The organism is Metaplanococcus flavidus, from assembly GCF_042675885.1.
GTDB lineage: Bacteria > Bacillota > Bacilli > Bacillales_A > Planococcaceae > Planococcus > Planococcus flavidus.
Map to the genome: position 1 here is coordinate 1 of NZ_JBHTKI010000022.1, position 14,337 is coordinate 14,337.

Here is a 14,337-nt window from a genome sequence, read left to right on the forward strand (position 1 = left end):
CTGAACAGGCACTTCCGCTTTTCGAGGCTGTGCGGCTGAAAAGATGCCGCTTCGCCAAATCGTCTTATGCCTTTCAGAGCTGAACGGGCGCCGTCGCTTTTCTTTTAGGACTGTGCAAATTCCTTCAATAAATCTTCGGGCATAAAGCCGACAAACCGTTTTACTTCTTCCCCGTTTTTAACGAGCACTAACGTCGGGATGCTCATAATGCCGAATTGCTCTGCCAACTCTGGAGCATCGTTGACAACCACTTTATAAAAATCTACTGAATCAACCTGTTCAGCAACGTTTGAGACCACCGGCCCCAATTGGGCGCAAGGCCCTCAACCATTTGATCCAAAATTCAGGACTGCCGGTCTTTCATTGTTTTCAACAAGATTGGCGTACTCTTCTGTCGTGATTGTTTTAACCATGTGACATCTCCTCCTTTTTTCTTTTCAATTTATTATATACCCGCAATTCCTGACGGCTACGCGTTTCATCCCTTATTCTTCGATAATGCCTTCTTTGATGGCTGCCTGTTTGATGCTTTCGTAATCTTCCGTAGTGGCTTCAGTAAAGCCAGAAGCGCCGAATGCATCCAGGATAACCTGATCTTCTATCGCAAGGAATGCTTCCTGCAATTTTTCAACCGTTTCTTCGTCGATGCTGTCGCGAACTGCCCAAGGGTATTGGAATAATTCTTCCGATTCCCAAATGGTTTTAATCTGCTCTGCATCGATTGCACCTGATTCGACCATCTGGTTATAAATGGCACTGTCGATTGCACCGGCATCAACCTGTTTGTTTTGAACGGTCAATGCAGTGGCGTTATGTGAACTTGTATTGCGCACTGAATTAAATTCATTTTCCTGCTGGGATTCATAAACTCCGCGGTCTTTCAATTCGATGGACGGAATCAATGAACCCGAAGTGGAGTTCGGATCACCGAACGCAAAATCGATCTCTCCTGGATTTTCCAGCAAGTCTTCCAATGAATTCCACGGGTTATCAACGTGTGTAATGATATACGAGCGGTAGAAAGGCTCACCGTCCACCAATGACGTAAGAATTGCCTGGGCGTTGCTGTTTTCGTTCGCGATAACGAATGTCAAGGGCCCAAGATATGCCATATCGATTTTGTCATAATTCATCGCTTCCACCACACCGTTGTAATTCGGATAAACATCCAGTTTCACTTCACGGTCCAGTTCTTCACTCAAATAAGTCTGGAGCTTGTCCATCGCTTCTTCCATTTCCCCTTCTGTCTGGGCAGGAATAACGCCGATCGTAAAGACTTCCTCAGCGCTTTCAGTTGCTTGCTCTGTATTTTCTTCTTCCGCGCTTCCGCAAGCCGCCAACACGATGGCCAAGCTTAGCAAAATTGCCGTAATCCAATATTTCTTCATCTATTGCACCTCAACTTTTATTTATTTCCTCATTTCATTCAAATGAAAATAAGATTGTGCTGTAGTAATTATTCAACAGACGTTCAGGACAATCAAGGAATTAGCCTTGCAATAAATCCAATCGGATTGTGTCCCGCCATTCTTCTGCTCGAAAGGGAAGGCGGGAACTCCCTCTTACAATACCGTTCCAATGCGCTTTCTCTTGCCGGAAGCTCAAAGAGTTGACTTGAATTTCCGGAAACATTATTATAGTAAAATATTCCCGACTAAATTAATAGGAAAAGGATGTTATAAATTTGACCACTACACTAGTTCAACCTGTCAACGATACAAAGGATCCGATTGAAAGAGAAAGCCTTACCTTAAATCCACCTCAAAAAGCCTTGATTGCAGGCGGAGTGATCGTCGGATTTCTTTTACTCGTTTATCTGCTCGCCACCCAGCATGTTTCCCAGTCCCTGCTTCTCGGCATCGGACTTTTGCTTGGCTACACATTATTCCATGCGCGCTTCGGTTTTACATCGGCATTCCGGCGCATGATGTCAGTCGGCAACGGACAAGCGATGCGCTCCCACATGCTGATGCTCGCTGTGGCCGTTACCTTGTTTGCTCCGATCCTGGCTTATGGCACTACATTTTTCGGCGGTCCGCTTGCAGGCTATGTATCGCCGGTCGGTGTCAGCCTCATCGTAGGCGCCTTCATCTTCGGTATCGGCATGCAGCTTGGCGGCGGCTGCGCTTCCGGCACGCTATATGCCCTCGGCGGCGGCCGGTCCGTGATGTTCGTGACACTGATTTTCTTTATCGTCGGCGCAACAGTCGGCGCTTATCATTTACCTTTCTGGACAGAAGAAATGCCTGCCTTTGAACCCTATTCACTTGCCACTTCAACCGGGCTTGGCTACGGCGGCGCATGGCTCCTGTCACTTGCATTATTCGGTTTGATTGCATGGATTACGTTAATCATTGAAAAGAAACGAAAAGCACCAAAAACAGCTCCGCTTCCATCAGCAACCGGCTGGAAACGGATCCTCCGCGGTTCGTGGCCGCTGTTCGCGGCAGCAATCGCATTAGCCTTGTTGAACGCGTTGACATTGATGACGCGGGGCGCGCCTTGGGGCATCACTTCCGCATTCGCCTTGTGGGGTTCCAAAATTGCAGCGGTGTTCGGAGTTGATGTTGCGAGCTGGGGTTATTGGCAGGGCGCCAATGCAGCGTCGCTTCAAGCGTCTATTTTTGCCGATTCAACGACAGTGCTGAATTTTGGTGTAATCCTCGGTGCCTTTCTCGCTTCGGCTGCAGGCGGCCTGTTCAAATTCACACAAGTTACTGCAGGCAATTTCGCCGCTTCGGTTATCGGCGGATTGTTGATGGGTTATGGCGCCCGGCTTGCTTTCGGCTGCAACATCGGCGCTTACTTCGGCGGCATTGCCTCGTTCAGCCTGCACGGGTATATTTGGGGAATCCTTGCACTTGCCGGAACGTTCCTTGCCCTTTACCTCCGGCCACTATTCGGGTTATCAATTCCAAAATCGAATGACTCGGTATGCTGACGGAATTATATAGAAAAAGGATTGAATGTCGAAATACGATGTTCAATCCTTTTTTCATTTCTTATTAGTTGGTATCAAGCAAAAAACCGAAACATAAACCTCCATAATTATCTGTGAATTAACGCTTTCAGCTCTGGAAAAGGACTATAATAGTAATGAATAAATCATTTAAAATATTGCGGCAAGCGGCAGCAGAAAATTACAGGGGGATGAGTGCATGGGAAGATGGAAAACGCATATTGAATTGATTGCCGCCATTTTGTCAGGTATTTTGATCATCATTGCTTATATTCTTGAAACACAGTCCATCGAATTATGGTCAGTAATCACTTATTTGGCGGCTTTTTTTATCGGCGGTTACGCCAAAGCGAAATACGGCATCAGGAAGACGATCGAGAACCGCAAACCTAATGTCGAATTATTGATGGTGCTTGCCGCAATCGGCGCGTCACTCATCGGCTACTGGACAGAAGGTGCAATCCTGATTTTCATCTTCTCCCTCAGCGGCGCACTTGAAACGTATACAATGAATAAAAGCCGCAAGGAAGTTTCAGCATTAATGGAACTCCAGCCGGAAGAAGCTTGGCTGCTTAAGGAGGGCAACACTTCGCGTGTCTCGGTTTCTTCCCTGCAACTGGGCGACACACTCGTCGTGAAACCCGGCGAACGCATTCCGGCAGACGGCAAATTGCTGCTCGGCCACACGGTTGTGGACGAATCCACCATCAGCGGGGAATCTGTCCCAGTATCCAAAGATGCCACAGATGAATTATTTGCATCCACGGTCAACCTGAGCGGCTCCATCACAATGGAAATGACCAAACCGAATTCCGAAACACTGGTACAGAAAATCATTGATCTCGTGCAATCCGCACACAATGAAAAACCGCCTTCCCAACAATTTGTCGAACGTTTTGAAGGGCAGTATGTCAATGTCGCATTGATCGTATTCGCACTCTTATTATTTGTTCCCCATTATCTGTTCGCCTGGAGTTGGGATACTACATTTTATCGTGCGATCCTGTTTCTGGTCGTAGCCTCCCCATGTGCGTTAGTTGCTTCAATTATGCCGGCAACACTCGCAGCCATTTCAAATGGGGCAAAGAGCGGCATTATCTTCAAAGGCGGTGCTCATCTTGGAAATCTAGCTGAAATACGTGCAATCGCCTTCGATAAAACCGGCACAATTACGAGAGGACGACCGGAAGTCACAGATTTTTCATTGCGCGAAGACTTGGACCCTGACGAAATGATGGCCATCATCGCCGGTATTGAAATGCAGTCCAACCATCCGCTTGCCAAAGCGATCACGGAATTTATTCAAAATAAAGGCATTGCACCGTTACAGAACATGCAAGTAACCGATGTGCCCGGCAACGGACTGAAAACTTTCATCCGAGGCGAAGAAATTCGCATCGGCAAGCCGGATTTCGTGGACCTCAGTGATGCGGAAGAGTTTCAGGGCGGCGCCTTGAACCGCTGGGCCAATGAAGGGAAAACGGTGACCTTCGTCCGTGACAGCAAGGGAATTGCAGCAGCTATTTCGCTGAAGGATACCATTCGGGACGATGCGAAAACGACGATTCAAAAACTTCAGAACATGGGCATATATTGCATCATGCTGACGGGCGATAACAAAAAGACCGCCAAAGCGATTGCGGAAGAAAGCGGGATGGATGCGTATATCGGCAGCTGCATGCCGGGAAACAAAGTGGAAGAGCTGAAACGCTTGCTGAAAGAACATGAATATGTCGCGATGATCGGCGATGGCATCAATGACGCACCCGCCCTGGCGATTGCCACGACCGGCATTGCAATGGGCGAAGGCACCGATGTGGCATTGGAAACCGCGGATGTGATTCTGATGAAAAATGATCTTTCCCGCATCGCCTACTCGATCCGCCTGGCGCGAAAAATGCAGGGCATCGCCAAGCAGAATATCGTGTTTTCGATTGGGGTCATCGTAGTGTTACTGATTCTGAATTTTATGCAGTCGATTACCATTCCTTTTGGCGTCATCGGACACGAAGGCAGTACCATTCTCGTGATTCTGAACGGCTTGCGTATGCTGAACCGTAATATATGAATGGTGGAGGGTGAATTTATCATTTGTGAAGCAGAAGCTTTTCCCTGTGCAAATAAATTCAAAGGATACCCTCATGTGGATAATATGAACACAAGAAAAAACCAGTATCGGCTAAACTCTGCCGATACTGGTTTTATTTTTACAGAATATCTGTCCAAATTTTGATGGCTGTACCCAGAATCAGCAGAGCCAGGATCCATTGGAGGTATTTAGTGTTCATCTTCTGTCCAAGTTTGGCACCAAGCGGCGCAGCGATGATACTTGCCACCACCATGACTGCCGCGGGACCGTAAAGGATCTGATCCGTGACAATCTTGCCGAACGTCGCACCGATTGACGAAATGAAAGTGATGGCAAGCGATGTCGCAATGGTCATCCGCGTTGGGATTTTCAAGACGACCAGCATGATCGGCACGAGGATGAAAGCCCCCGCCGCTCCGACGATGCCGGCAGCAATTCCCACGATGAACGCCAGTCCGGCTGCCAGCCATTTATTGAATGTTACCTGATCAAGCGGAATGTCGTCGACTCCTTTTTTCGGAAGGAACATCATGACCACTGCAATGGTCGCCAAAATGGCGTAGACGAAGTTGATGGCCGCTTCCGATAGAAGCGTCGAGCCGTAGCCGCCGATGAAACTCCCGACCAGGATAGCTCCACCCATGTAAGTGATCAAGGTTTTATTCAGATAACCGCTGCCACGGTATGCCCAAACACCGGCGATGGTGGCGAAAAACACCTGGATCGCGCTGATGCCGGATACTTCATGGGCGCTGAACGCCGTATAGCCAAGCATCACCGGAATATACAGCAGCATCGGATATTTGATGATTGAGCCGCCGATTCCGACCATTCCGGAGACGAAGGAACCGATGAAACCGATCAGGAAAATGACGATAATAAAATCAAAACTCATCTTATGTCACCTCTTCCAAAAGCGAAAAGGGCATCACAGCGATACCCTTTTACAACTCTTAGCCTTTCTTGATCCAGAATTTAAGGACGTCGCCCGCTTCTTCAATCTCCATTAGTTCATGGCCGCCTGATTTTGCCCAGGCAGTTATATCAGCTTTTGCACCTTTGTCAGTAGCAAGGATCTCCAGGATTTGTCCGGATTCCATGTCTTTCATTTCTTTTCTTGTTTTCACGATCGGCATTGGGCATGCCAGGCCTTTTGCGTCTAATACTTTATCTGCGTTCATCAAAATCTCTCCTTTTTGTTTGTGTTTTATAAAATTTTCTATTATCCACCGCTTCGGCGCTTAGGACTGCGCTCCCGCAATAAGCCGAGAAGAGCACTCGTCTTATTGCTTTGCTCAGTCCATGTGCGCGCCGGCGCTGAAATAACTCTCAAGAGATATGGAGCAAAAAAGCGCAGACGCCCAGGGGACCAAGCGCAGTACTGAGATCCACTCGGGCGAAGTGAAACGAGACCGAGTTAGCTCAGTGCAAGCCCCCAGGCAAGCAAGCTTTTTTGCGGAATATCGACTACTCTAACCCTTTGATTAACGAACCGCACAACGGTTTGGCCCGATTTCCATTTCGCGCTGGACTTCTTCGTCAGGCGTGATTTTGCCCATATTGGTTTTGCGGATGTCCTCATAAGCATTCGGCTGTGGCGGCAGGTTCTTCGTTACCATGTCGCGGAACTCCTGCTCATCTTCGATATTCAATCCGTGGTTTTCTTTGAAAAGATCGCCAAGTTTTCTCGCGACGCTGCCGTCTTCATTTAACTCCTCCATGATCATGAAGTGAGCCGGCAAAACGATAAGCTCATCAGCAAGTTCTGCATAACGGCTGTAAAGCGATTCACGCAGGTCTCCTACCCAGTCTTCTGCAAGTCCTGCAAGGTCCGGGCGACCGATGGAGTCGATGAACAGGATGTCGCCTGTCATCAAGTACTGATCATCAACGATAAATGATGTGGAGCCGATTGTATGGCCCGGTGAGTATAATGCTTCAATCTCAATTTTTGATTCGCCTAATGCCACTTCAAGGCCACCCACCAGTTCTGTATAATCGAAAACCACTTCTTCCGCGTCAGCCGGCGGCAAGTAATAGGTTGCGCCTGTTGCTTCGGCGATGTTGCGTCCTCCCGAAATGTGGTCTGCGTGCAAGTGTGTATCGAATATATGCTTGATCTCAGCACCCTTTTCCTGCGCGAAATCCAAGAAGATATCAGTCATGCGTGTTGCATCGATAATAGCGGCTTCACCGTCTGAGATTGCCATGTAAGACAGGCAGCCTTTTCCGATGCGGACGAATTGGTATAATTCTCCGCCATTTTTCAAATCGCCGACTTTCACTGGTTCCAGGTGTTCACTCCACGCTTTCATGCCGCCTTCAAGATACGCCGCATCGACGCCTTCTTCATCAAGCATTTCCGCAACCATGACAGAAGATCCTTCTTTCGCGCAAACGACAAGAATGTCTCTGTCTTTCGGAAGTTCTGAAACCACTTCTTCGACACCGTCCAATAAATCAAAATAAGGTGTGTTTATATACTGAATGTTGCCGCCTTCGATTTTCCAGTCGGCGAAAGCATCGCCGTTGCGGACATCAAGGATAAATAACGGCTTGTTTTCAATTACTTTACGTGCTACTTCTTTTGCTGTCATTGCTTTTACAGTCAATTGGAATACCCCCATCTATAAGTTTTTTCGCTAATTTTTTAATTTAGAATGTCAATGTAACGTCTGCGTCTTTAGCGAATTCAAGGAATGTGACCGCTCCGCCAACATCAATGCCATCGACGAAAGCTTCTTTTTCAAGGCCGAATAAATCCATTGTCATTTGGCAGCCGATGAATTTCACGTTAAGTTCCTGCGCCATTTCGACCAATTCCGGAATTGCCGGTACATTTCCTTTTGCGAATCCTTCGGCAATCTGTTCCTTGCCTGCCGGAAGCGGCAATTGGCCATATGCTTCTTTATTGATCAGGTTCAATCCTTCGAATGTGAAGAAGATTGCCACTTCATGATCACTTGCCGCTGCTGCTGTTGCGATATTATATACTTTATAAGCATCAAATAATGTTCCGTTCGATGCGATTATTGCTGTTTTTCCTGCCATTTAAAATTCCTCCAGTTAAATTGCATTTTAATCGTGCTTACGCGTTGTTATTCTTCGTTTCGCCGTCCCATTGGCTCATGCCTTCTACTGCATTTTTCACGCGGCCAAAGCCTTTGTCTGCCAATTGTTTTGCAGCGAAATCACTGCGGTTGCCTGTGCGGCAGATGACGATGACTTCTTTTTCAGCATCCAGTTCCTGTGTGCGGTTTTCCAACTCGCCAAGCGGAATGGAAACTGCGCCTTCGATATGGCCGAATGCATATTCCGCAGGTTCACGGACATCCAATACCAGGACATCGTCGCGTCCAAGCTGTGCCTGCAATTCAGTGTTTGTCACCGTATGTGGAAATTGGGTCTCTTCTTTTTCTTCTGACAGATCTGCTTTGCGCAAATAATGCTTCAGTACATCACCCTCTTCAAATGTTCCAAGGTATTGGTTGCCGCTGCTTTTTGCCCAGGCTTTGATGTCAGCCAAAGACCCTTTATCAGTTGCCTGTACTTCAATAACCTGGCCCGGCTCAAGTTCAGTCATTGCTTTTTTTGTGCGTACGATCGGCATTGGGCATGCAAGCCCTTTTGCATCAAGTAATTTATCTGTTTGAATCATTCAAATTCCTCCTGTTTACCCATAGGGGTATATTGGTTGTTAAAAAAATATAGCTTTATTATTCTGTCTGTCCGTCCCAATCCAGCATACCGCCGTCCATATTGATCACATTGTAGCCACGGCTTTCAAGAATGTTTGTTGCCATGCCGCTGCGACTTCCTGAACGGCACACCATAATGTGTTCTTTCGATTTATCGATATCCGGTAAACGGAACTCGATAAGCCCTAAAGGTATATTTACGGCGCCAGGAATTTTTCCTGCCATTACTTCATCTGTTTCCCGTACATCAATAATTGAAACATCTTTATTGTTTTTCATATATTCCTGTACTTCTTGTGCAGTCATTCGTTTCATTTGTTATTCCTCCTTCAAATTACGGACGGTAGTTACCCATGCCGCCCCGCACGTTGATTACATTTTCAAAACCATTTTTGCTGAGAATTGAAGCTGCTTTGCTGCTTCGCATACCGCTTTGGCAGATTACAATCGTTTCTTTATTCTTATCAAGTTCACCGACGCGTCCAGGCAATTCATTCAATGGAATGTTCTTGAATTCCTTGATGCGGTTTGCCTTGAATTCTCCGGGGGTCCGGACGTCGATGAATTGTTTATCTTTACTCTTCAATTGAGATTTCAAATCGTCAGTGGAAATGGATTTTACGCCTTTTGCCGGTGACATGGCGCGGTAACCGATAAAGACGATTACTGCTCCGATTAAAATGATTAGCCAAGTATCCATGCTGTCCCTCTTTTCCTTCTATTAGATGAATAGATTCACTTGACCATCTTCTGCATCCGCAAGATAAGCGGCTACGCCAGCGTAAGTGACGTCCTCAAGCAATTCTTCCTGTTTCAATCCGAGCAGATCCATCGTCATCGTGCAAGCTACAAGGTTGATCTCCTGTTCCTGCGCCATCTCGATCAATTGCGGCATTGTCATCGCGTTATGCTCTTTTATAACATGTTTGATCATTTTCGGGCCCATGCCGGCCATGTTCATATTGGATAAACCAAGTTTGTCCGCACCGCGCGGCATCATTTTCCCAAACATTTTTTCGAGCATGTTCTTTTTCACTGCCGGCGGATTGTCTTTCCGAAGTGCATTCAATCCCCAGAATGTGTGGAAGATCGTTACTTCATGATCATAGGCTGCTGCGCCGTTCGCAATAATATAGGCCGCCATCGCCTTGTCGTAATCTCCGCTGAATAATATGATGTTCGTTGATTTTTTCTGTTCCAATCAAATTCTCTCCTCTATTTACCCCCTGGGGTATAAAAATTGTTAAATAAAAAAAGTTCACCGACTTGAGCAACAAAGAAATTAAATACCTACAGGGGTATCCTAACATCCAAAATGAAAGTTCGTCAACCCGAAAGTTTGACGAACTTTCTTAACGGCTTTTTACAAGAAGGCTGACTGCGTCTTTTACCAGCTGATCTGTGCTTTCACCATTTTCCAGGCTGTCGCGCACACATTGTTCCAGGTTTTCGCTGACAATCACGCCGATTGCCCGATCCACCGCACTTCTGACAGCAGACAATTGAGTCACCACATCGCGGCAGTCATCATTTTCATCCACCATGCGGATTACACCTTTTAACTGGCCTTCAATTCGCTTTAAGCGGTTCTGGACTTGTTTATCGTATTCCATCTTTTCTTGCCTCCCTGTTAATCTTCTGATTAATACTATAACCCAATTATATACCCCTTAGGGTATAATTTCAAGTAATTGAACTGAGAATTAAAAACGGATAATCCACTGACCTTTGCTCAGTTTATGACTAAACATTTTCGCGGTCAAGGATTATCCTTTTCTTCTATTAAACAGCGCAATTATTCGGGCCGGTCTCCATTTCTTTCGCTTCTTCAAGCGGCGGATGGATTTTGCCCATGTTCGTCTGCCGAATTTCTTCGTAAGCATTAGGCTGATCTTTCAGACCTTCCGTCACCCGTTTGATGAATTTTTCTTCATCATTAATCTTCAGGCCTTCATTGTTCTGATAAAGGACAGACAATTTCTCGGAAACACTGCCGTCTTCATTCAGTTCACTGACGTCCGCATAATGGGCTGGAAGCACAAGCAGATCGTCCGCTAATTTCTTGTAGCGGCTGTAGAGGGTTTCGTACAGGTCATCTGCCCAATCTCCCGCTTTGCCGGCAAGGTCCGGACGTCCGATGGATTCAACAAACAGAATGTCACCCGTCAGCAGATACTTATTGTCGATAACGAAAGTCGTACTGCCAATCGTATGCCCCGGAGAGTATACGGCTTCAATTACCGCACTGCCGACTTGAAGTTTCATCCCGTCGGTAACCGGTTCGAAAGCAAAAACGACTTCTTCCGCATCGTCCGGCGGCAAATAATAGGTGGCATCTGCCGAATCCGCCAGCTTTTTCCCGCCTGAAATATGATCAGCATGCAGATGTGTATCGATGACATGCGTGATTTTCAATCCTTTTTCCCGCGCGAACTGTTCGTAAGTTTCCGTCATTCGGCCGGCATCGACGATTGCGGCTTCTCCGTCGGATTCGATCAAATAAGACAGGCAGCCTTTGCCCAGGCGTACAAATTGATAGAGGGCACCGCCGGCCACTTCGCCGATTTTGACAGGTTCCAGTTGTTCACTCCAGGCAGCCATGCCTCCTTCTATCGAGTACACATTATCGAAACCATTCTCCTGCAGATAAGCGGCTGCTTTTTGTGAGTCGTTCCCTTTTGCGCAAACCGTATACAGCGTCTGGTCTTCCGGCAGCTCTTTCAAGTCGGATGAGTTGGAATCAGTCAACTCTTTGAACGGTATATTGATCAATTGAACACGATCGCCTTCAATTTTCCAGTCTTCCGCGGCATCTTGGCTGCGGACATCCAATACATAAATTGGTTCATTCTCAAAAACTTGATGTGCCACTTTCTTTGGTGATACGGATTTTACTGTCATATACAATTCCTCCTTGCCAATAAATCATTGATTACCGTACGGGGTATATTGCATGTTAAAAAAATAGGGTTTAGACTGTCTTGTCGATGCAGCCGATTAATCTTTCTTCTATATCCACTGCGATTTTTTTGATCGAATCGTTATTGACCATTTGGATTAACTCGCTTGGTTTCGGCATGCCGATTTTAGTAGTGCCTTTTTCTTCATAGACAACAATTTTACATGGAAGGAAATAGCCGACCATTAAATCTTCCGACAGCACTCGGTTCGCTTCCTGCGGGTTGCAGACTTCAAGTATTGTATAAGGCGTACTGAAATCAGTTCCTTTTTCCTGAAGCTTCGCAGTCAAATCGAAATTCCAAAGCACCCCGAATTTCTCGTCTTGCAGGTTCGCTTCCAAATCACGGACCGCTTCGTCCCTGCTCTTGCTTGTTTCTACTGTGTAATCAAACATTTGTATTGCTCCTCTCTTTTAGCTACTCATTCTTTTGACATTTTCCCTCATTAAGCCGGCTAAAACTTCTTTTGTGAAGATAAGTTGTCAATTGACTCGAAATCAGCCTGCCAGCCCTCATATACCTGGAGGGGTATTTATAAATATAGAATATCGCTATTCTGCATTCGATACAACCGTTTCGACTCACAGATTGGTTCACCTCAGGTGAGGAGTTGTATAAAAAATATTCCTGAAGAAGTTTTGCCTTTTTAATTTTCAGGTTACTGACTTCTCTTTCTATGGTTCTTTTAGATCCGATTGCTTCCAATACTACGGAACAAATCGGTTTTATTGTTATCGTGTTTATGATTGATGAAGTTTCATGACCACCATAGGAAATACTTAGGCTTCCATAATTGGAAGCCTTTAAATTTCAAAAATAAAACAGTCCGCCGCTGCACTGTTCCTCAATATTTAACATGTGACCGTCACATTTACTCTTATAACAGAGATTCAAACTTGCTTCTTATTTCACACCCGAACTTTTCAGGAAACTGATCATTTCAGTTTTGAAGCGCTCCGGCTCATCCACATAAATGCCATGGCCGCTGTATTTGAAAGGAACTAAAACAGAATTCGGGATTCCCTTTTCCATTTCTTGGCCAAGCTCGAAATCACAAATTTTGTCTTTCTCCCCGTGGAATATCGCAGTTGGCACCGTAATGCCCGGCAACTCATCCCGCAGGTCCTCATCCCGCAAGGCTTTCGCAGAATTGATGGTGGAATGCAGGGCTGCTTCAAGCGCTACCATGCGGAACCAGAGCTGGAATTCAGGCGACTTTTTCTTTTCAAAGAATATATCCGTGAATTTAGATAAGAAAAGCGGCCGGTCCCTTTTGAGTTGATCAATGATAAGGTCCATCTCTTTCGGCGGCATATTGTGTTTAAAGTCTTCGCGTCGAGTAAACACTGGCGCCGCTGCCGACATCAATAATAATTTATCGATATTTTCCTGCCCGAACTTTGTTATATACCGGATGGCAATCGGGCCGCCCATTGAAAATCCGGCCAACACAAAATTTTGGAGATTCAGATGATCGACCACTGCTTTGATGTCTCTCGCCGCCATATCATAATCATAAGAGGACCAGGGTCTATCTGATTTCCCGTAGCCACGCTGATCGATTCCGATAAAACGGAAGCCATTCTCAGCAAGCTCACTGACCTCTCCTTCAAAAGTTTTATGGTTCAGTGGCCAGCCATGAACAAATACAAACGGTTGCCCTGCCCCTATATCTTCTACAAACAGCTTTACTCCATCTTCCACTTCAATATAATGCCCCAAGCTTTCTTCCTCCTTTTACTTTTCACACTTATCTCCTTCCATTTCCTTTAGTTAGAAACTGCAAACACCCTTGAATTCTCCCTGGCTGCTAAGGTAAACAATCCACTCGTTTATAACCATCTTCCTTATTCCTCCAGTGCGTGTTTAACCGCCTGCACGGCGTGAATCTGCGCCGTATCAAATAACGGCACATCCGCGTCTTCCAGCTTGATCAGCAAGCCGATTTCTGTGCAGCCGAGGATGATTCCCTCTGCACCTCCTGCCACCAGGTCATGGATCGCCTGCTGGAAATATTCTTTCGATGCCTGCCGAAGCTCACCGGCCACCAGTTCCTCAAAGATGATGCGGTTAATCTCATCGCGCTGTTGTCTCTCCGGCACTACAACTTCGATGCCATGCGACTCGATGTGGGAACTGTAAAAATCCTGCTCCATCGTATAGCGTGTGCCGAGCAGACCGACCTTTGTGAGATTTTGGGCCTTTATCGCCCCGGCCGTCGAATCGGCGATATGAAGAACTGGAATCGAAATCTCTTCTTCAATGCGCGAGACGACTTTATGCATTGTATTCGTGCAAATGACGATAAAATCCGCGCCAGCCTGCTGAAGTTTCAACGCCACTTCACCAAGCATCTCCCCTGCCCGCTGCCAGTCGCCTGCGGATTGCAGCCGCTCGATTTCCGCAAAATCCACACTGTACAGGAGGCATTCCGCTGAATGCAGGCCGCCGAGATGCGCATTCACTTCCTTATTAATGGTCCGGTAATATTCCAGCGACGATTCCCAGCTCATGCCGCCGATCAGGCCGATTGTTTTCATAGAGATTCCTCCTCCAGTTGTTTGGTTTTGCCTGCTTCTATAGTTTTCTATTATCAGCAGGCATCTCCTTTAAAAATTTACTGCTGTCCAT

16 protein-coding genes and 1 pseudogene are annotated in these 14,337 nt (G+C 46.4%); 2 read left to right on the plus strand and 15 right to left on the minus strand.

What is annotated here, in order from left to right; all coding sequences use genetic code 11:
• Window positions 1-104 precede the first annotated feature (104 nt).
• Window positions 105-311 (minus strand): annotated as a pseudogene (locus tag ACFQ1X_RS13440) (thioredoxin family protein); the annotation flags it as partial.
• A gap of 174 nt (window positions 312-485) precedes the next feature.
• Window positions 486-1,388, minus strand: coding sequence for a phosphate/phosphite/phosphonate ABC transporter substrate-binding protein (phnD, locus tag ACFQ1X_RS13445; protein ID WP_144838200.1), 903 nt, complete (start codon window positions 1,386-1,388; stop codon window positions 486-488).
• A gap of 296 nt (window positions 1,389-1,684) precedes the next feature.
• Between phnD and ACFQ1X_RS13450 the strand changes: the two genes are divergently transcribed.
• Window positions 1,685-2,941, plus strand: a complete 1,257-nt coding sequence (locus tag ACFQ1X_RS13450) for a YeeE/YedE family protein (protein ID WP_144838202.1) — start codon at window positions 1,685-1,687, stop codon at window positions 2,939-2,941.
• Between the two features lie 217 nt (window positions 2,942-3,158).
• Entirely contained in the window at window positions 3,159-5,027 is a 1,869-nt protein-coding gene (locus ACFQ1X_RS13455; RefSeq protein ID WP_144838204.1) for a heavy metal translocating P-type ATPase, read from the plus strand.
• Between the two features lie 139 nt (window positions 5,028-5,166).
• Here the strand turns inward: ACFQ1X_RS13455 and ACFQ1X_RS13460 are convergent, their stop codons facing one another.
• The 13 genes from ACFQ1X_RS13460 to ACFQ1X_RS13520 all read right to left on the minus strand — a co-directional run bounded on the left by ACFQ1X_RS13460 (window position 5,167) and on the right by ACFQ1X_RS13520 (window position 14,246).
• Window positions 5,167-5,943 (minus strand): sulfite exporter TauE/SafE family protein, encoded by a 777-nt coding sequence (locus ACFQ1X_RS13460; protein ID WP_144838206.1) that lies wholly within the window; start codon window positions 5,941-5,943, stop codon window positions 5,167-5,169.
• Window positions 5,944-6,001: 58 nt separating this feature from the next.
• The gene (locus ACFQ1X_RS13465; protein ID WP_144838207.1) at window positions 6,002-6,229 is read right to left on the minus strand and encodes a sulfurtransferase TusA family protein; all 228 of its coding nucleotides are present in this window, start codon (window positions 6,227-6,229) and stop codon (window positions 6,002-6,004) included.
• 303 nt (window positions 6,230-6,532) lie between these two features.
• Complete coding sequence (locus tag ACFQ1X_RS13470; protein ID WP_144838209.1) at window positions 6,533-7,660, minus strand: MBL fold metallo-hydrolase; 1,128 nt, start codon at window positions 7,658-7,660, stop codon at window positions 6,533-6,535.
• A gap of 43 nt (window positions 7,661-7,703) precedes the next feature.
• On the minus strand, window positions 7,704-8,099 hold the full coding sequence (locus tag ACFQ1X_RS13475) for a DsrE/DsrF/DrsH-like family protein (protein WP_144838211.1): 396 nt from the start codon (window positions 8,097-8,099) through the stop codon (window positions 7,704-7,706).
• A gap of 37 nt (window positions 8,100-8,136) precedes the next feature.
• Window positions 8,137-8,706: a sulfurtransferase TusA family protein gene (locus ACFQ1X_RS13480; protein ID WP_144838213.1), complete on the minus strand. Its 570-nt coding sequence runs from the start codon at window positions 8,704-8,706 to the stop codon at window positions 8,137-8,139.
• A 58-nt stretch (window positions 8,707-8,764) separates the two neighbouring features.
• Window positions 8,765-9,061: a rhodanese-like domain-containing protein gene (locus ACFQ1X_RS13485; RefSeq protein WP_144838215.1), complete on the minus strand. Its 297-nt coding sequence runs from the start codon at window positions 9,059-9,061 to the stop codon at window positions 8,765-8,767.
• A 19-nt stretch (window positions 9,062-9,080) separates the two neighbouring features.
• The gene (locus ACFQ1X_RS13490) at window positions 9,081-9,446 is read right to left on the minus strand and encodes a rhodanese-like domain-containing protein (RefSeq protein ID WP_144838217.1); all 366 of its coding nucleotides are present in this window, start codon (window positions 9,444-9,446) and stop codon (window positions 9,081-9,083) included.
• Between the two features lie 21 nt (window positions 9,447-9,467).
• Window positions 9,468-9,947 carry a DsrE/DsrF/DrsH-like family protein gene (locus ACFQ1X_RS13495; protein WP_144838219.1) on the minus strand — a complete coding sequence of 160 codons (480 nt, stop codon included), beginning with the start codon at window positions 9,945-9,947 and terminating at the stop codon, window positions 9,468-9,470.
• A 151-nt stretch (window positions 9,948-10,098) separates the two neighbouring features.
• Window positions 10,099-10,359: a metal-sensitive transcriptional regulator gene (locus ACFQ1X_RS13500; RefSeq protein ID WP_144838221.1), complete on the minus strand. Its 261-nt coding sequence runs from the start codon at window positions 10,357-10,359 to the stop codon at window positions 10,099-10,101.
• Window positions 10,360-10,528: 169 nt separating this feature from the next.
• On the minus strand, window positions 10,529-11,647 hold the full coding sequence (locus tag ACFQ1X_RS13505) for an MBL fold metallo-hydrolase (RefSeq protein WP_144838223.1): 1,119 nt from the start codon (window positions 11,645-11,647) through the stop codon (window positions 10,529-10,531).
• 70 nt (window positions 11,648-11,717) lie between these two features.
• On the minus strand, window positions 11,718-12,101 hold the full coding sequence (locus ACFQ1X_RS13510; protein WP_144838225.1) for a DUF302 domain-containing protein: 384 nt from the start codon (window positions 12,099-12,101) through the stop codon (window positions 11,718-11,720).
• A gap of 508 nt (window positions 12,102-12,609) precedes the next feature.
• Window positions 12,610-13,428: an alpha/beta fold hydrolase gene (locus ACFQ1X_RS13515; protein ID WP_144838227.1), complete on the minus strand. Its 819-nt coding sequence runs from the start codon at window positions 13,426-13,428 to the stop codon at window positions 12,610-12,612.
• A gap of 125 nt (window positions 13,429-13,553) precedes the next feature.
• Window positions 13,554-14,246, minus strand: coding sequence for an aspartate/glutamate racemase family protein (locus ACFQ1X_RS13520; protein WP_144838229.1), 693 nt, complete (start codon window positions 14,244-14,246; stop codon window positions 13,554-13,556).
• Window positions 14,247-14,337 lie beyond the last annotated feature (91 nt).

Bases quoted from the DNA above. Each gene is read 5' to 3' on its own strand.
- ACFQ1X_RS13485 (WP_144838215.1), bottom strand. From the start codon at position 9,061: ATGAAACGAATGACTGCACAAGAAGTACAGGAATATATGAAAAACAAT.
- ACFQ1X_RS13475 (WP_144838211.1), bottom strand. From the start codon at position 8,099: ATGGCAGGAAAAACAGCAATAATCGCATCGAACGGAACATTATTTGAT.
- ACFQ1X_RS13505 (WP_144838223.1), bottom strand. From the start codon at position 11,647: ATGACAGTAAAATCCGTATCACCAAAGAAAGTGGCACATCAAGTTTTT.
- ACFQ1X_RS13520 (WP_144838229.1), bottom strand. From the start codon at position 14,246: ATGAAAACAATCGGCCTGATCGGCGGCATGAGCTGGGAATCGTCGCTG.
- ACFQ1X_RS13465 (WP_144838207.1), bottom strand. From the start codon at position 6,229: ATGAACGCAGATAAAGTATTAGACGCAAAAGGCCTGGCATGCCCAATG.
- ACFQ1X_RS13510 (WP_144838225.1), bottom strand. From the start codon at position 12,101: ATGTTTGATTACACAGTAGAAACAAGCAAGAGCAGGGACGAAGCGGTC.
- ACFQ1X_RS13460 (WP_144838206.1), bottom strand. From the start codon at position 5,943: ATGAGTTTTGATTTTATTATCGTCATTTTCCTGATCGGTTTCATCGGT.
- ACFQ1X_RS13500 (WP_144838221.1), bottom strand. From the start codon at position 10,359: ATGGAATACGATAAACAAGTCCAGAACCGCTTAAAGCGAATTGAAGGC.
- ACFQ1X_RS13455 (WP_144838204.1), top strand. From the start codon at position 3,159: ATGGGAAGATGGAAAACGCATATTGAATTGATTGCCGCCATTTTGTCA.
- ACFQ1X_RS13490 (WP_144838217.1), bottom strand. From the start codon at position 9,446: ATGGATACTTGGCTAATCATTTTAATCGGAGCAGTAATCGTCTTTATC.
- ACFQ1X_RS13480 (WP_144838213.1), bottom strand. From the start codon at position 8,706: ATGATTCAAACAGATAAATTACTTGATGCAAAAGGGCTTGCATGCCCA.
- phnD (WP_144838200.1), bottom strand. From the start codon at position 1,388: ATGAAGAAATATTGGATTACGGCAATTTTGCTAAGCTTGGCCATCGTG.